Source organism: Pseudomonas sp. MS01C9 (assembly GCF_058202755.1).
In genome coordinates, this window is the sequence record NZ_CM177073.1 from 2,819,007 (window position 1) to 2,834,428 (window position 15,422).

Sequence of the window (15,422 nt, forward strand, 5' to 3'; positions counted from 1 at the left end):
CTGCAGGGCTTCTCGGTCAGGCTGACCATCTCATTAAACCCCGATCAATTTCTTGATCGGGGTTTTGGTATTTGGTGCCCAGAGACGGAATCGAACCGCCGACACGGGGATTTTCAATCCCCTGCTCTACCGACTGAGCTATCTGGGCAACGGGGCGCATTAAACGGGTTTTTCAGGAGGGCGTCAAGCACGTTATCAAAAAATATTTAATTATTACCGTCGCTTACGATTCGCCCCCGGGGTAAGCAGCTTATTCGGAAGGCGGTACGTAGCCCTCGGCCTTGGCGTATTCTTCGCCGGAAAAGAACTTGTCCATTTCGCCCTGGATATATTTGCGATCCTCGGCGTTCATCATGTTCAGGCGTTTTTCGTTGATCAGCAGGGTCTGGTGTTTCTGCCAGTCTGCCCAGGCCTTGGCCGAGACGTTGTCGTAGATGTCCTGGCCCTTGGCGCCAGGGAACGGAGCGCGCTCCAGGGCGGGCAGCTCTTCTTTGTATTTGCGGCACATGATGGTGCGGGTCATGACGACTCTCCTGCATTCAAGACGACGGCCGCGCGTTCGAGCAAGGTTTTGACCGGGGCGGCAAGGCCCAGGCGCGGCGGGGTGGCGAGGTTATACCAGAGCCAGTCGGCCTCGGCCACGTGATGGCCGGTTTCCTGGACCCGGACCAGCCAGGGTTCGATTGCCAACTGGAAATGGCTGAAGGTGTGCACCAGGCCGGGCATTTCCTGTTGCCTGCCCAGTTCCAGCGAGTGTTGCAGGGCCAGATGCTGCAGGTCGTCGAGGTCATCGAGTTCCGGCAGGCTCCACAGGCCGCCCCACAGGCCGGTGGAGGGACGACGATAAAGCAGGATCGCGCCCTCACGGTTGGCCAGCATCGGCATCAAGGTACGTTTCCTGGGTACTTCCTTGCGTGGCTTGGGGATCGGATAGCGGGTCTCCAGGCCCAGCATATGGGCTTGGCAACCGGTCTTCAGCGGGCAGAGCAGGCAACTGGGCTTGCTGCGGGTGCAGAGCGTGGCGCCCAGGTCCATCATTGCCTGGGTATAGGCATTGACCCGGTCCTGGGGGGTGAAGCGCTCCGCGGTGGCCCACAGTTGCTTTGCGACCTTGGGTTCGCCCGGATAGCCTTCCTGGGCGGTAAAGCGTGCCAGCACCCGCTTGACGTTACCGTCGAGGATCGGTGCCCGCAGGCCCATGCTGATGCTGGCGATGGCACCGGCGGTAGACAGGCCGATCCCCGGCAGCTCGGTGAGTTTCTCCACGTCCCGGGGGAATTCGCCGCCGTATTGTTCGACCACGATCTTTGCGGTTTTCTGCAGGTTGCGAGCACGGGTGTAGTAGCCCAACCCGGTCCACAGGTGCAGCACTTCATCCTCAGGCGCGGCGGCCAGGGCTTCGACGGTAGGCAGCGAGGCCATGAACCGGTCGAAGTAGTTGAGCACGGTGCTTACCTGGGTCTGTTGCAACATGATCTCCGAAACCCAGACCCGGTACGGCGTGATGTCCTGTTGCCAAGGCAGGTCGTGACGCCCGTGGCGGTCGAACCAGTCCAGCACCGCGGTGGAAAACTGCTCGGCTCTCATCGCTTGAACAGCCCCTTCAGCGCATCTTTCAGCTCGGGGCTGACCTTGTCGCCCAGCTTCTCGTCGATCTTGTCACCGAGGCGGTCGCCGGCCAGTTTTGCCGCGACCTTGCCCAGGCCGTCGTTATCCAGGCGGCAGGCTTTGGCGCCGAGCTCCAGGGGGCCGCGGCAGCGCAGCGGCCATTCGACATCGACGTAGCGTTCGTTGACCTGGCAGGCCGGGTCGGGCATGTCGCTCTTGTCGCCTTCGACGATGACGCCGACGCGGTAATCCATGCCCAGCACCCGCAGGTCGATATCGCCATTGCCGTTTACGGTCATGCCCGGTACACGGACTTTCAGGTCGGGGTTGCTGGCCACGCCGTTGCGCAGGGTGAGATTGCCGTTGAGCTGCTGGAACGGTGTGTCCTTGCCCCGGGGTTCGCCACTGAGGTTCTTGCGGTTGAGCAGGGCGATGCCTTTGCACAGCTGCTGTTCGAGGTTGGCATTGAGCAGCACGCCATCGTTGATGACGAAACCGGCGGTGCCGTTGAGGCTTTCGATCAGGGCCTTCTGGCTGTTGCCGCTGGCGGTCACGGCGCTGTTGAGCGTCACCAGCCCCTTGACTGGCGGAGTCTTGCCCTGGCTCTCGATGATTTTTTCCGCCGGCACCCGGTTGATCCGGGTTTGCAGGTTCAATTGCGGCGTGGGCTGGCGCACATCCAGGGTGCCCTTGGCTTCGAAGTTGCCGTTGTACAGGTCGCCCCGCAGGTTCTCCAGGGTCAGCAGGCCGTTCTGACCGGTGGCCTTGAGGGCAGCATTTTCGATCGGCAGTCTGTCGAGGATCAGTTGGCCGAAGGTCAGGTCGGCATCGATGTCCAGTTTGCTCAGGCGTTCCACCGGGAACAGTCGGTCGTTACTCCAGGCTCCCTGGGTTGGCGAGCTTGGCAGTGGCGTGCTGCCGGCGCCTGCCATGGCGCTGGTCTCGGTGTCGCTGACTTCGGCTTCGCGGGCGGCCTTGGCGCTGTTGCTCTCGGCGGATTTCGGGGGCAGGTAGCGGTCGACGTTGAATTTGTCGGCCTTGAGCTGCGCACGGAGGGATTGCTTTGCGAAATCTTCCACGGCGATACGGCCGCTGAAGCTGCTGTCGTCGACTTTCAGGTTGATGTCGTTGAGTTCGACGCTGGTCGGCGTGCCGGCAATGCGGCTGGCCAGCTCGACCTTGGTCAGGCTGCCCTCGGCCATGGCCGGTAGTTTCTGGCCGATGCTGTCGACAAAGTTCGCCAGGTCGAACTGGGCAATCGAAATTCCGCCGTTCAGTTGCGGGGTCTTGTCGAGGTCGTTGACCTTCAGTTCGCCCAAGGCGCGCAGCTGGTTCAGTGAGAGCTTGATGCCAGTCCATTCGGCCACGTTGGCGGCCCTGTCCAGGAACAACTGTCCCTGGGCGTTGAAGTTAAGGGTCTTGCCCTGCAACGGATCCCCCGTGACTTCGCCGGACAACTTCAGGTCTTCGAACTTGTAGCGCTGCAAGGCGCGCTCGAAGCGCAGTTCGCCAGTGACTTCGGTGCGCACGCGCACGGCCGGCTGGTTGCTGGACAGGAACGCGGTCAGCGTGACCGGGATATTGGTGGAGTCGTGGACCGGGCCGGTGCTCAACTGGATGCTCTCGGCACTGAATTGCTTGCCGGTCTGCTCGTCGGTGTATTGAACCCTGGCGTTGTTCACCGTCAGGCTGTCGATGTCCAGCCGGGTCGGCTGCGCCGGTTTTTCCGGCGGGGCGCTGGTGGACGGAGCGGGTGGCTCGGCTGGCGCCGGAGTTCCGGCCGTCGTCGTCGAGGCGGGCGCCTTGCCGATGTCTTCCCAGTTGCCGTGGCCGTTCTTGTCACGGTTGAGTCGCAGGTTCAGGCCTTCGACCCGCACGTCGCTCATCTGCACCTCCTTGCGCAGCAGCGGGATCACGCGTACCGAAAGGCCGAGCATCTGCAGGTCGGCGAAAGGTTGTGTCGGGTTGGCCAGCGTGGCGACACTGGCATCGTGCAATTCCAGACCCAGCCATGGAAACAGGCTCCAGCCGATGTCGCCATTGAGCGTGAGCTCAATGTGGGCTTTGTCGCGGGCAATCTGGCGGATCTCTTCCTTGTAGTCGTTGGGATCGAAGAGGTGGGTCAGGGCAAAGCCCAAGGCCACAATGATCAGCAACAGCCCGAGAAGTACCAGACCCAGGATTTTGCCGAACGCTTTCATGGGCGAGTCCTTGTAGGTTGAGTTCAAAATTTAGCCTGGGAGTATAACGCTGTGGGTTTGTATTGGGCTTTAGGCTCTGTACGAAAAGCCTTGATACCCGTTCATGCAGCGTTGAAAACTGCCTCGCAACGTTCGTGTGTTCCAGTGCGCTGCGCTTGCTCGGCTGTTTTCGCCTTGCCTTCGTCCCAAGGCTCTTCTTGCAGAGCCTGGTCAGTACTCATCCAGCGCCAGTTTCAATCTGGCGGCGAGGGCTTGGGCTATGGGATGCCCGCCAGGGGCCCGCAGCCGCAGCTGGGCACCGTTCTGCAGGGCCATTCTCTGCGCCTCGCTCACCAGTCGTTCCGCGACGCCACGACGTCGGGTAACGTTCCGTACGCACATCTGGGACAAGTCCCAAGCGTCCTGGTGCCGTTGCAGGCGCGCGGCCCCCAGCAGTCGATCATTGAAACGTGCCGCGATCAATGAGCCATCTTCCAGGCAATCCTCTATCAGCCGGGCGGCATCGCCGAAGGGTTCCATCAGCCAGGCGGGGGCGTCCCGATAGATTTTTTCCAGGTCCTGCCGGTCCTGGCGGGTGGCTGCGTTCAGGTGCTCGACGACGATAGGCATGAAAATCCCTGAAAAAATAAATCATTAGCACCCTACAGAAAACCGCCGAAGGCGCGATAAGACGGATGACGTGAAAAAGGTGATATCACTTTGGTTTTTCTGTCACGAGCAAATGGTAATCTTTACCCGTTCGCCTGCCTTTCTGCGACCTGATGTCGCACCACTATGGAGCTTCACCGTAAAATACGGCCGTGCCTGCGTGCAATAAGGCCGAGGGTGAAGTGTGGCTGGCGAGCCATTCTAACAACTGGGGGATACACAATGAGCACGAGCATCACGGCGGACGGCATTGCCGACCAGCCTGCATTCCTCTCCAAGGAACGCATTATCGCCAAGCCCGGTTTCAACCGGTGGCTGGTTCCTCCGGCCGCACTGGCCATTCACCTCTGCATCGGCATGGCCTACGGCTTCTCGGTGTTCTGGTTGCCACTGTCCAAGGCCCTGGGTATCACCAAACCGGTCGCCTGCGCGCCGGACATGAGCTTCATCTCGCAAGTCTTTTCGTCCCAATGCGACTGGCCGATCTCGATGCTCGGCTGGATCTACACCCTGTTCTTCATCTTCCTGGGTTGCTCGGCAGCCATCTGGGGCGGCTGGCTGGAACATGCCGGGCCACGCAAGGCCGGTGTCGTGTCGGCATTGTGCTGGTGCGGTGGCCTGCTGATCTCCGCGCTGGGTATCTATACCCACCAGATCTGGCTGATGTGGGTCGGTTCCGGCGTGATCGGCGGTATCGGCCTTGGCCTGGGCTACATTTCCCCGGTCTCGACCCTGATCAAGTGGTTCCCGGACAAGCGTGGCATGGCGACCGGCATGGCGATCATGGGCTTCGGTGGCGGCGCGATGGTGGGTGCTCCGCTGGCCGCTGCGCTGATGAACCACTTTGCTTCGCCGACAGACGTGGGCGTATGGCAGAGCTTCCTGGTCATGGCTGCGATCTACTTCGTGTTCATGATCGGTGGTGCCTTGTCGTACCGCGTTCCGCCGACCGGCTGGAAACCTGAAGGCTGGACCCCGGCACCGAAGAAAGCCGCGAACGCGATGATCACCCATCGTCACGTTCACGTGAATGTGGCCTGGAAAACCCCGCAATTCCGTCTGGTCTGGCTGGTACTGTGCCTGAACGTATCCGCCGGTATCGGCATCCTGGGCATGGCTTCGCCACTGTTGCAGGAAGTGTTCGGCGGCAAGCTGCTCGGCAACGACCTGCCGTTCGGTCAACTGGACGCCGCACAACTGGGCCAGATCGCGGCCATCGCGGCCGGTTTCACCGGTCTGTTGAGCCTGTTCAACATCGGCGGCCGGTTCTTCTGGGCATCCTTCTCGGATTACCTGGGTCGTAAAAACACCTATTTCGTGTTCTTCGCCCTGGGCTTTGCACTGTACGCGCTGATCCCGAACCTGGGTCACCTGGGCAGCGTCGCGCTGTTCGTGGCGGCGTTCTGCATCATCCTGTCGATGTACGGCGGCGGTTTCGCCACCGTGCCGGCCTACCTGGCGGACCTGTTCGGTACCCAAATGGTCGGCGCGATCCACGGTCGCCTGCTGACCGCCTGGGCTGCGGCGGGCGTGCTGGGTCCGGTGCTGGTGAACTACCTGCGTGAATATCAACTGAGCATCGGCGTTGAACGTGCCGCAGCCTATGACATCACCTTGTACATCCTCGCCGGCCTGCTGGTGCTGGGCTTCCTGTGCAACCTGATGGTCCGCCCGGTCGCCGACAAGTACTTCATGACCGACGCCGAGCTGGCCGCCGAACAGGCGCTGGGCCATGACAAAGGTGCCGACAGCACCACGTCGCTGGAATGGAAGGCCGCGCCGGGCACCAAGCCCCTGGCGATCGCCGCCTGGCTGGTGGTGGGCATTCCGTTGGCGTGGGGTGTGTGGGTGACCCTGCAGAAGACGGCGGTGCTGTTCCGCTAAGCGACAATGCAGGTAGGCCCGAATCCATCGGAGACGGGCCTACCCTGTGGGAGCGAGCCTGCTCGCGATGAGGGTGTGTCAGTCGATATCATGGTCGGCTGACACACCGCTATCGCGAGCAAGCTCGCTCCCACAGTCGTTTTGGGTGATGGCAAAGGCTTGTATGGACATGTCTATCACCGACAGCCCGGGATTCAGCCCGTCAGCGATATCACCTCCCGTGTTTCTGTTTGCCGCTCGCGCCCCTATAATGGCTGCCTTTTTCGCCCAATGATTTTGCGGAGCTGGTGATGGCCGAACGTAAGGCGTCTGTCGAGCGCGACACTCTGGAAACCCAGATCAAAGCCTCGATCAACCTGGATGGCACCGGTAAGGCCCGGTTTGATATCGGCGTGCCGTTTCTTGAGCACATGCTGGACCAGATCGCCCGTCATGGGCTGATCGACCTGGACATCGTCAGCAAGGGCGACCTGCATATCGACGACCACCACACCGTGGAGGATGTCGGGATCACCCTGGGCCAGGCCTTTACCAAGGCCATTGGCGACAAGAAGGGTATTCGTCGCTACGGCCACGCCTACGTGCCGCTCGATGAGGCGCTGTCGCGGGTGGTCATCGATTTCTCCGGCCGCCCGGGCCTGCAGATGCACGTGCCGTACACCCGTGCCACCGTGGGTGGTTTCGACGTTGACCTGTTCCAGGAATTCTTCCAGGGCTTCGTCAATCACGCCAACGTGACCTTGCACATCGACAACCTGCGCGGGCACAACACCCACCACCAGATCGAAACCGTGTTCAAGGCTTTCGGCCGCGCCCTGCGCATGGCCGTGGAGCTCGATGACCGCATGGCCGGGCAGATGCCCTCCACCAAAGGCGTCCTGTAATGCAGACGGTCGCGGTTATCGACTACGGTATGGGCAACCTGCACTCGGTGGCCAAGGCTCTCGAGCACGTGGGGGCCGGCAAGGTGCTGATCACCAGCGATGCGGATGTGATTCGTGAAGCCGACCGGGTGGTATTCCCCGGTGTCGGTGCAATCCGCGATTGCATGGCCGAGATCCGTCGCCTGGGCTTCGACTCGCTGGTCCAGGAAGTCAGCCAGGATCGTCCGTTCCTGGGAATCTGCGTCGGCATGCAGGCCTTGCTCGAACACAGCGAAGAGAACACCGGCGTCGATTGCATCGGTATGTTCCCGGGCCAGGTGAAGTTTTTCGGCAAGGACCTGCATGAGGACGGCGAGCACCTGAAAGTCCCGCACATGGGCTGGAACGAAGTGAAGCAGACGGTGGACCACCCGCTGTGGCACAACATTCCGGACCTGGCGCGTTTCTACTTCGTGCACAGCTACTACATCGCGGCCGGCAATGCGCGGCAGGTGGTGGGCAGCGGCCATTATGGCGTCGACTTCGCCGCCGCCCTGGCCGACGGCTCGCGCTTCGCCGTGCAGTTCCACCCCGAGAAGAGCCACACCCATGGCCTGCAGTTGCTGCAGAATTTCGCGGCGTGGGACGGCCGCTGGTAATGGCGCGCAAGAAACCGCCGATCCTGACCCTCACGCCCGAGCAGGAGAGTGAGGCCAACCGCAAGATCCAGCGGTTCATGGAGGATCGTTTCGAACTCGAACTGGGTTCGTTCGAAGCGGCGGAAATTCTTGACCTGTTTACCCGCGAAATTGCTCCGCACTATTACAACAGGGCGATTTTCGATGTGCAGACGCACCTTAAAGAAAGGTTCGAAAGCATTGAAAGCGACTTGTGGGCGCTCGAGAAAAACTGATTTCCGAGCCAAGCTGAACATTCGAATCTGAAGGTTTGCCAGATGCTGATTATCCCCGCTATCGATCTCAAGGACGGCGCATGCGTACGTCTGCGCCAGGGCCGCATGGAAGACTCCACGGTGTTCTCCGATGACCCGGTGAGCATGGCCGCCAAGTGGGTGGAAGGCGGCTGCCGTCGCCTGCATCTGGTCGACCTCAATGGCGCCTTCGAAGGGCAGCCGGTCAATGGCGAGGTGGTCACGGCCATTGCCAGGCGCTACCCGAACCTGCCGATCCAGATCGGCGGCGGCATTCGCTCGCTGGAAACCATCGAGCACTACGTCAAGGCTGGCGTGAGCTACGTGATCATCGGCACCAAGGCGGTGAAGGAGCCTGAATTCGTTGCCCAAGCCTGCCGCGCGTTCCCGGGCAAGGTCATTGTTGGCCTCGACGCCAAGGACGGTTTTGTCGCCACTGACGGCTGGGCTGAAGTCAGCACCGTGCAGGTGATCGACCTGGCCAGGCGTTTCGAAGCCGACGGCGTGTCTGCCATCGTCTACACCGACATCGCCAAGGACGGCATGATGCAGGGCTGCAATGTCCCGTTCACCGCCGCCCTGGCTGCCGCCACCACGATTCCGGTGATCGCCTCCGGTGGCATCCACAACCTGGGTGACATCAAGACACTGCTCGACGCCAAGGCGCCGGGCATCATCGGTGCGATCACCGGTCGCGCAATCTACGAAGGCACCCTGGACGTCGCCGAAGCCCAGGCTTTCTGCGATTCCTACAAAGGCTGAGGACTCACCATGGCGCTGGCCAAACGCATCATCCCTTGCCTGGACGTGGACAACGGCCGGGTGGTCAAGGGTGTGAAGTTCGAGAACATCCGTGACGCCGGCGACCCGGTGGAAATCGCCCGTCGCTACGACGAACAGGGTGCGGACGAGATCACCTTCCTCGATATCACGGCCAGCGTCGACGGCCGCGATACCACCCTGCATACCGTCGAGCGCATGGCCAGCCAGGTGTTCATCCCGCTGACCGTGGGCGGTGGTGTGCGCACCGTGCAGGACATCCGCAACCTGCTCAATGCCGGCGCGGACAAGGTGTCCATCAACACTGCGGCGGTGTTCAACCCCGAGTTCGTCGGCGAGGCGGCCCAGCACTTCGGCTCGCAATGCATTGTCGTGGCCATTGATGCCAAGAAAGTCTCCGGCCCGGGTGAAACGCCGCGTTGGGAAATCTTCACCCATGGCGGTCGCAAACCTACCGGGCTCGATGCCGTGGAGTGGGCGAAGAAAATGGAAGGCCTGGGTGCCGGCGAGATCCTGCTGACCAGCATGGACCAGGACGGCATGAAGAACGGTTTCGACCTGGGGGTCACCCGTGCCATCAGCGATGCCCTGGGCATCCCGGTCATTGCTTCCGGCGGTGTCGGCAACCTGCAGCATCTGGCCGACGGCATCCTCGAAGGTCATGCCAGCGCGGTGCTGGCGGCGAGCATTTTCCATTTTGGTGAATACACCGTGCCGGAAGCCAAGGCCTACATGGCCCATCGCGGCATCTGCGTTCGCTGACCGCTGGACACCATGGCGGGCCCGAGGCACTCTTGGGCACACCATGGATTGCGGTAGCCCGACATGTTCAAACGCTTCGTCCTTGCCTTTGCCGGTGCCACGTTGCTACTCACAGGCAGCGTCCGCGCCGCCGATTCGACGCTGGTGCTGCTGACGGAAAATTTCCCTCCGTACAACATGGCCAGGAACGGCAAGAACTTCGCACAGGACGAAAACATCCATGGTATCGCCGTGGACATCGTTCGCGAGGTCTTCAAGCGTGCCGATATCTCCTACAGCCTGACGCTGCGTTTCCCTTGGGAGCGGATCTACAAGCTCGCCCTGGAAAAGCCAGGTTACGGTGTGTTCGTCATGGCCCGGCTACCGGAGCGCGAGAAGCTCTTCAAGTGGGTCGGCCCCATCGGTCCGGACGACTGGATCATGCTCGCCAAGGCCGATAGCCGGATCACCCTCGACTCCCTGGAGCAGGCGCGCAAATACAGGATCGGCGCCTATAAGGGCGACGCGATTGCCGAGACACTGGCCAAGCAGGGGTTGAATCCGATTGTCGTACTGCGCGATCAGGACAACGCCAGGAAACTGGTCAACGGCCAGATCGACCTGTGGGCCACTGGTGATCCGGCCGGGCGTTACCTGGCGCGCCAGGAGGGCGTGAGCGATCTCAAGACCGTGCTGCGCTTCAACAGCGCCGAGTTGTACCTGGCGTTGAACAAGGAAGTGCCCGACGATGTGGTGGCCCGGCTTCAAGCCGCCCTGGATGAGCTGCGCAAGGAGGGCGAGGTGGACGCGATCATGGCGCGGTATCTCTGACCGCTGGAGCAGGCCTGCGAGAGCGAGCTTGCTCGCGATGAAGGCGATGCGGTTGGGGATAGAGCCCAGCCGCTACCGATAAACCCCATCCTTCCCATGCCCGGCCATCGCCCGATTGCTGCGCAGGCTGATCATCGACTTGATGTCGATCCATTCGATGCCCTGGGCCTTGAGCTTGGGTAGCTCGCGTTCGAGTACCGCCAGGGTCTGCGGATAGGGGTGGCCGATCATCACGGCCGAACCCTGTCGGCGGGCCAGGTCGATGGCGATCTGGAACTGATGGGCGATGGCCGCTTCGGTGCGTTCGTCATCCAGGAATACATCCCGTGACACACTGGCGAGCCCGATCTTCTGCGCCTCGGCGGCGGCGACCGTGCGGGCGCTGGTGCGGCTGTCGACGAAGAACTTGTTACGTTGCTGCAGGTTCGCCATCAGCCAGGCCATGGCCTGGGGTTGAGCCGTCATGCGGCTGCCCATGTGGTTGTTGATTCCGCTGGTGTAGGGCACGGCGGCGAACGCCGCATCGAGGCGCTTGCCCAGCTCTTCGGTGGGTAGCTCGGGATGCCAGGCGAACGGGCCGGTGGCCGGGTCCATGGGCATGTGCAGCATGACGATCTTGCCGGCGCGATGGGCTTCGCGCGCAAATTCGGCGGCATGGGGTGTATCGGGCATGACTGCGGCGGTGACCGGGCCGGGCAGGGTGAGCACGCGACGATCCCGGGGCAGGTTCTGTCCCAGGTCGTCGATGATCAGGCTCAGGTACGCCTTGTGCGGGACGGCGGGTGGCGTGGCGGGCGCCCCATGGGCGGCCCCCGCCAACAGGCACAACAGGGCGAGGACGAAGCGCAGGCTCATCTCAACGGCCGGAAGTGATGTTCAACCCCTTGAGCAGGCTCAGGGCCTGGGCCAGCTGATAGTCGTCATCCTGCGGCATCGGCTTGGCCTTGGCACCGGAGCCGGTCGGCTTGTCGGCACCGCCGTTGCCATTGCCCAGGTGACCTTGCAGGTCGGCTTCCTTGAAGTACTCGCTGTCCTGCTCGCTGGTGATCTTGGCCTTGCGCACCTCGATATCCGGGACGATGCCCTGGGCCTGGATCGAGCGCCCATTGGGCGTGAAGTACAATGCGGTGGTGATCTTCAGGGCGCGGTCATTGTTCAGTGGCAATACGGTCTGCACCGAGCCCTTGCCGAAGCTGGTGGTGCCCATGACGACGCCGCGCTTCTGGTCCTGCAGGGCGCCGGCGACGATTTCCGAAGCCGAAGCGCTGCCGCCATTGATCAGCACCACCAGCGGCACGGCTTCGCTCAGGTCGTTGCCAGTGGCCGAGAAGCGCAGCTCGGAGTTGGCGATACGGCCCTTGGTGTAGACGATCAGGCCCTTGGTGATGAAGTGGTCGACCACTTCCACCGCCGACTGCAGCACGCCGCCAGGGTTGTTGCGCAGGTCCAGGACCATGCCGTTGAGTTTCTTGCCGTTGTCCTTGCGCAACTTGGCCAGGGCCTTGGCGACTTCTTCACCGGTCTTGACCTGGAACTGGGTAATGCGGATGTAGCCATAACCCGATTCCAGCAGTTGGCTCTTCACGCTTTTGACCTGGATGACTGCCCGGGTCAGGGTGACATCGAATGGCGTACCACCGTCGCGAACCAGGGTCAGGGTGATCTTCTGGCCGATCTTGCCGCGCATCTTGTCCACGGCTTCGGTCATGCTCTGGCCGCGCGTCGGCTGGCCGTTGATCTTGACGATGAAGTCACCGGCCTGGATGCCGGCCTTGGAAGCCGGGGTATCGTCGATGGGCGAAACCACCTTGATGAAACCGTCTTCGCTGCCGACCTCGATGCCCAAACCGCCGAACTCGCCGCTGGTGCTTTCCTGCAGCTCGGCAAAGTCCTCCGGCCCCAGGTAGGCGGAATGTGGATCGAGGTTGCTGAGCATGCCCTTGATGGCATTCTCCAGCAGCATCTTGTCATCCACCGGCTCGACATAGGCGGCCTTGATCCGGTCCATGACTTCGGCAAAGGTGCGCAGTTCATCCAGCGGCAACGGGGCCTTGGTGGTGGCGGCCGTGGCGGCGGTGGACGACGGGGCCGGTTCGGCGGCGAACGCCAGGGGCGCACCGATCACGAGGGCGATCGTCAGGGCCAGCGAGGTAAGGCGGGACAAGTGCAGCATGTCGAACGAACTCCTTAATTGGATGGGCACGCTTATCCTTGCGCACGACACCATTGGGCCGGGTCACTGGGGCGACCCTGCTGACGAATAGCGAAATACAGTGCCGGCGTATCCTGCCCACCACTGTTGCCGACCGTGGAAATGGACTCGCCGGCTTTTACCACATCGCCGGCGCTCTTGAGCAGCGTCTGGTTGTGGCCATACAGGCTCAGGTACCCATTGCCGTGATCCAGGATCACCAGCAGGCCGGCACCGCGCAGCCAATCGGCGAACACCACGCGTCCACCGTGGACGGCGTGTACCTGGCTGCCGGCGGAGGCGCTGATCATCACCCCGTCCCACTTGGTACGGGTGTCGTCACCGCGGGTTTCACCAAAGCGTGCAAGCAATCGACCATTGACCGGCCATGGAAGTTTGCCCCGGGCGGAAGCAAAAGCACCGCCGAAGGTTTCACCATCGCTGGAAACCAGTGCGCCAGGGCTTGGCCTGGCCGGTTTGCGTGGCTCATCGCTATTGTCGGCCTGGGCTTCACGTAAACGCTTTTTTTCGGCTTCCTGCTGGGCGATCAGCGCTTTCTGGCGCGCTTCTTCCGCCTCCCGAGCCTGGCGGGCCAGGGTTTCCTCGATGGTCTTCAAGACCTTGGCCAGTTCTGCCTGGTCCGCCTCGCGAGCCTTGAGCTTGCTGTCGCGGGCCTTTACGTCGTCGTTGAGCTTGGCCAGGACTGCCTGGCGTTCCTTGCGAACCTTGTCGAGCTCTTCGCGTTGGGTGTCGAGGCTGCTTTTCTGCACCAGCAACTGGGCCTGCTGCAGTTCGATGTCCTTTTCGACATTGGCCAGTTGGCGCAGGGTCTCGTTGAAGCTCTTGAGTTGCTCCAGGCGCGCCTGGCTCAGGTAGTCGTAATAGGTGAGGGTGCGGGCGAATTTCTCGGGATTCTGCTGGTTGAGCAGCAGCTTGAGGTACTCCTGACGGCCGTTCTGATAAGCCGCCCGGGCCTGGATGGCGATCAGCTTCTGCTGTTCAGTGCGCGCGCTCTGGAGTTTTTTTTTCTCTCCATCGAGTCGCTGCAGCTCGGATTCGCTTTTCTTCAGCTCTTTCTGCAGGGCCTCGACCTGCTTCTCCAGCTTGCCCATTTCCGTTTCAGTGCCGCGCAGGTCTTTCTGCACGCTGGATTTTTCTTCCTGCAACTTGCCCAGCAGCTTTTTCAGCTCGGCGATGTCCTGACGCGTTGCCTCCAACTGTTGTTGGGTTTGCGCGCGTTCATCGGCGAAAGCCGGTTGGAGCAGGCAGGTCAGAGCGAGGGCTATCAGGACGCGAAGCATAGGGGCGGAAGGCACCAGGGAAAGGGACGGCCTAGTATGCCCGCCCCACGCTGCAAAAAAAACGCCCATTTGGGGCTGTGTGATAACTGGCCTGCAAAAGACCAAGGACCCTCTGTGGGAGCGAGCCTGCTCGCGATGAGGCCATAACGTCCGACATAAATGTTGACTGTTACATCGCCATCGCGAGCAGGCTGAACTGGCCTAATGATTTTGGACACCTCAATCGGGCGCTATGATAGCGCCCAAATCTGAGGTGTTTGGCTATGCGTAAATCCTATTCGAGAGAGTTCAAACTCAAGGCCGCCAGCATGGTGCTGGACGAGGGGCAATCGGTACCTGAGGTCTGTGCCGGTTTGGATATTGGCCCTACAGCCTTGCGCCGTTGGGTCGATCAGGTTCGTCAGGAACGCCAAGGTTCAACACCGGCAGGCGCCAAAGCGATTACCGCCGATCAACGTGAGATCCAGGAACTCAAAGCGTTGCTGCGGCAAAAGGATCGGGATATCGAAATCCTAAAAAAGGCCAGTGCTCTCCTGCTTTTGGACGCCAAAGATCACTCTCGTTGATCTGTGAGCTGGGCGAGCAATACGGCGTTAACGAGTGCTGTCGGGTGCTTGGCATCAACCGCAGCAGTTTTTACGCCTGGCGTCAGCGCCAAGACAAAGTGAATCCTCGGCGAGAAAAGCTCAAGGCCGTGCTGGTCAAGCATCACAAGGCGTCGAGAGAGTCGGCGGGGGCCCGCACCTTGGCCAAGCAGTTGCAAGCCAGCGGACACAGTGTCGGGCGGTTTATGGCTCGCAGTTTGATGCGAGAGGCAGGCATTGTCAGTCGTCAGCGCAGGCGTCATAAGTACAAGTCACCAGGGGTGGAAGCGCTGGTGGCGCCACACATACTCAAGCGCAAGTTTGATGTGACGGCGGTTAATCAGGTGTGGTGTGGAGACGTGACGTACATCAAGGTGGGCAAGCGATGGCTGTACTTCGCGGCGGTTCTGGATTTGTATGCTCGCCGGGTGGTGGGTTGGGCGTTTTCGATGATCTCCGATGCCACGTTGACCTGCGAAGCTCTACGAATGGCGGTTGAAGTGCGCCGTCGCCCTGCAAACGTGCTGTTTCACTCCGACCAGGGTTGCCAGTACACCAGCCATAAATTCAGGAATGTACTGATGGAACACGGGCTACAGCAGAGCATGAGTCGTAAAGGCGAATGCTGGGACAACGCCCCAATGGAGCGTTTCTTTGGAAGTCTGAAATCAGAGTGGGTACCCGAAACAGGCTACGAATCCGAGCATGAAGCCCGAGCGGATGTGCAGCGCTATGTATCGCGCTACAACACCGTCAGGCCTCATAGCTACAACGACTATCGGTCACCAGTCGCGAAAGAACGGCTGGCGGCGTAAGCCTTAACTGGTGTCCAAGATTACTTGACCAGTTCAAGCTCGCT

At 61.3% G+C, this 15,422-nt stretch carries 16 protein-coding genes and 1 tRNA gene; 9 read left to right on the forward strand and 8 right to left on the reverse strand.

The annotated features are described in order from the left end of the window. Positions 1-72: 72 nt before the first annotated feature. From AC1M7R_RS12905 to panM, 5 genes are all read right to left on the reverse strand, one after another. Positions 73-148: transfer RNA gene (locus AC1M7R_RS12905), tRNA-Phe, on the reverse strand. A 102-nt stretch (positions 149-250) separates the two neighbouring features. Continuing rightward, positions 251-523 (reverse strand): oxidative damage protection protein, encoded by a 273-nt coding sequence (locus tag AC1M7R_RS12910; RefSeq protein ID WP_053147893.1) that lies wholly within the window; start codon positions 521-523, stop codon positions 251-253. Then, entirely contained in the window at positions 520-1,587 is a 1,068-nt protein-coding gene (gene mutY / locus AC1M7R_RS12915; RefSeq protein WP_072431688.1) for an A/G-specific adenine glycosylase, read from the reverse strand. Before mutY ends, AC1M7R_RS12910 begins: the two co-directional genes overlap by 4 nt. After that, positions 1,584-3,809, reverse strand: a complete 2,226-nt coding sequence (locus tag AC1M7R_RS12920; protein WP_072397911.1) for an AsmA family protein — start codon at positions 3,807-3,809, stop codon at positions 1,584-1,586. The genes mutY and AC1M7R_RS12920 overlap by 4 nt, the downstream gene beginning before the upstream one ends. Positions 3,810-4,019: 210 nt before the next feature. Next, entirely contained in the window at positions 4,020-4,418 is a 399-nt protein-coding gene (gene panM, locus AC1M7R_RS12925) for an aspartate 1-decarboxylase autocleavage activator PanM (protein ID WP_072459104.1), read from the reverse strand. A gap of 261 nt (positions 4,419-4,679) precedes the next feature. On the opposite strand from panM, the gene AC1M7R_RS12930 reads away from it, so the two are divergent. The 7 genes from AC1M7R_RS12930 (at position 4,680) to AC1M7R_RS12960 (ending at position 10,487) form a co-directional block, all read left to right on the forward strand. Then, the gene (locus tag AC1M7R_RS12930) at positions 4,680-6,341 is read left to right on the forward strand and encodes an OFA family MFS transporter (protein WP_072397913.1); all 1,662 of its coding nucleotides are present in this window, start codon (positions 4,680-4,682) and stop codon (positions 6,339-6,341) included. A gap of 290 nt (positions 6,342-6,631) precedes the next feature. Further along, entirely contained in the window at positions 6,632-7,225 is a 594-nt protein-coding gene (hisB, locus tag AC1M7R_RS12935; RefSeq protein WP_003186751.1) for an imidazoleglycerol-phosphate dehydratase HisB, read from the forward strand. Further along, positions 7,225-7,863 (forward strand): imidazole glycerol phosphate synthase subunit HisH, encoded by a 639-nt coding sequence (gene hisH, locus AC1M7R_RS12940; RefSeq protein WP_072397914.1) that lies wholly within the window; start codon positions 7,225-7,227, stop codon positions 7,861-7,863. Before hisB ends, hisH begins: the two co-directional genes overlap by 1 nt. Then, on the forward strand, positions 7,863-8,117 hold the full coding sequence (locus AC1M7R_RS12945; protein WP_072397915.1) for a DUF2164 domain-containing protein: 255 nt from the start codon (positions 7,863-7,865) through the stop codon (positions 8,115-8,117). The genes hisH and AC1M7R_RS12945 overlap by 1 nt, the downstream gene beginning before the upstream one ends. Before the next feature lie 42 nt (positions 8,118-8,159). After that, the gene (gene hisA, locus AC1M7R_RS12950) at positions 8,160-8,897 is read left to right on the forward strand and encodes a 1-(5-phosphoribosyl)-5-[(5-phosphoribosylamino)methylideneamino]imidazole-4-carboxamide isomerase (RefSeq protein WP_072397916.1); all 738 of its coding nucleotides are present in this window, start codon (positions 8,160-8,162) and stop codon (positions 8,895-8,897) included. A gap of 9 nt (positions 8,898-8,906) precedes the next feature. Further along, positions 8,907-9,677, forward strand: a complete 771-nt coding sequence (gene hisF, locus AC1M7R_RS12955) for an imidazole glycerol phosphate synthase subunit HisF (RefSeq protein ID WP_014336099.1) — start codon at positions 8,907-8,909, stop codon at positions 9,675-9,677. Between the two features lie 63 nt (positions 9,678-9,740). Then, entirely contained in the window at positions 9,741-10,487 is a 747-nt protein-coding gene (locus tag AC1M7R_RS12960; protein ID WP_072397917.1) for a substrate-binding periplasmic protein, read from the forward strand. A 72-nt stretch (positions 10,488-10,559) separates the two neighbouring features. On the opposite strand, the gene AC1M7R_RS12965 is transcribed toward AC1M7R_RS12960, so the two are convergent. From AC1M7R_RS12965 to AC1M7R_RS12975, 3 genes are read right to left on the reverse strand one after another with little or no spacing between them, the layout of a single operon-like run. After that, positions 10,560-11,342: a divergent polysaccharide deacetylase family protein gene (locus AC1M7R_RS12965; RefSeq protein ID WP_092181664.1), complete on the reverse strand. Its 783-nt coding sequence runs from the start codon at positions 11,340-11,342 to the stop codon at positions 10,560-10,562. 1 nt (position 11,343) lies between these two features. Continuing rightward, entirely contained in the window at positions 11,344-12,660 is a 1,317-nt protein-coding gene (locus tag AC1M7R_RS12970; protein WP_072397919.1) for a S41 family peptidase, read from the reverse strand. A gap of 32 nt (positions 12,661-12,692) precedes the next feature. Beyond that, positions 12,693-13,979, reverse strand: coding sequence for a murein hydrolase activator EnvC family protein (locus tag AC1M7R_RS12975; RefSeq protein ID WP_072397920.1), 1,287 nt, complete (start codon positions 13,977-13,979; stop codon positions 12,693-12,695). A gap of 263 nt (positions 13,980-14,242) precedes the next feature. On the opposite strand from AC1M7R_RS12975, the gene AC1M7R_RS12980 reads away from it, so the two are divergent. Further along, complete coding sequence (locus tag AC1M7R_RS12980; protein WP_072459715.1) at positions 14,243-14,545, forward strand: IS3 family transposase; 303 nt, start codon at positions 14,243-14,245, stop codon at positions 14,543-14,545. Further along, positions 14,542-15,378 carry an IS3 family transposase gene (locus tag AC1M7R_RS12985; protein WP_072430581.1) on the forward strand — a complete coding sequence of 279 codons (837 nt, stop codon included), beginning with the start codon at positions 14,542-14,544 and terminating at the stop codon, positions 15,376-15,378. The genes AC1M7R_RS12980 and AC1M7R_RS12985 overlap by 4 nt, the downstream gene beginning before the upstream one ends. The last annotated feature ends 44 nt before the right edge of the window (positions 15,379-15,422 follow it).

What these genes read in the sequence shown, in the direction of transcription:
- AC1M7R_RS12910 (WP_053147893.1), bottom strand. Translation starts at nt 523, where the DNA reads ATGACCCGCACCATCATGTGCCGCAAATACAAAGAAGAGCTGCCCGCC.
- mutY (WP_072431688.1), bottom strand. Translation starts at nt 1,587, where the DNA reads ATGAGAGCCGAGCAGTTTTCCACCGCGGTGCTGGACTGGTTCGACCGC.
- AC1M7R_RS12920 (WP_072397911.1), bottom strand. Translation starts at nt 3,809, where the DNA reads ATGAAAGCGTTCGGCAAAATCCTGGGTCTGGTACTTCTCGGGCTGTTG.
- panM (WP_072459104.1), bottom strand. Translation starts at nt 4,418, where the DNA reads ATGCCTATCGTCGTCGAGCACCTGAACGCAGCCACCCGCCAGGACCGG.
- AC1M7R_RS12930 (WP_072397913.1), top strand. Translation starts at nt 4,680, where the DNA reads ATGAGCACGAGCATCACGGCGGACGGCATTGCCGACCAGCCTGCATTC.
- hisB (WP_003186751.1), top strand. Translation starts at nt 6,632, where the DNA reads ATGGCCGAACGTAAGGCGTCTGTCGAGCGCGACACTCTGGAAACCCAG.
- hisH (WP_072397914.1), top strand. Translation starts at nt 7,225, where the DNA reads ATGCAGACGGTCGCGGTTATCGACTACGGTATGGGCAACCTGCACTCG.
- AC1M7R_RS12945 (WP_072397915.1), top strand. Translation starts at nt 7,863, where the DNA reads ATGGCGCGCAAGAAACCGCCGATCCTGACCCTCACGCCCGAGCAGGAG.
- hisA (WP_072397916.1), top strand. Translation starts at nt 8,160, where the DNA reads ATGCTGATTATCCCCGCTATCGATCTCAAGGACGGCGCATGCGTACGT.
- hisF (WP_014336099.1), top strand. Translation starts at nt 8,907, where the DNA reads ATGGCGCTGGCCAAACGCATCATCCCTTGCCTGGACGTGGACAACGGC.
- AC1M7R_RS12960 (WP_072397917.1), top strand. Translation starts at nt 9,741, where the DNA reads ATGTTCAAACGCTTCGTCCTTGCCTTTGCCGGTGCCACGTTGCTACTC.
- AC1M7R_RS12965 (WP_092181664.1), bottom strand. Translation starts at nt 11,342, where the DNA reads ATGAGCCTGCGCTTCGTCCTCGCCCTGTTGTGCCTGTTGGCGGGGGCC.
- AC1M7R_RS12970 (WP_072397919.1), bottom strand. Translation starts at nt 12,660, where the DNA reads ATGCTGCACTTGTCCCGCCTTACCTCGCTGGCCCTGACGATCGCCCTC.
- AC1M7R_RS12975 (WP_072397920.1), bottom strand. Translation starts at nt 13,979, where the DNA reads ATGCTTCGCGTCCTGATAGCCCTCGCTCTGACCTGCCTGCTCCAACCG.
- AC1M7R_RS12980 (WP_072459715.1), top strand. Translation starts at nt 14,243, where the DNA reads ATGCGTAAATCCTATTCGAGAGAGTTCAAACTCAAGGCCGCCAGCATG.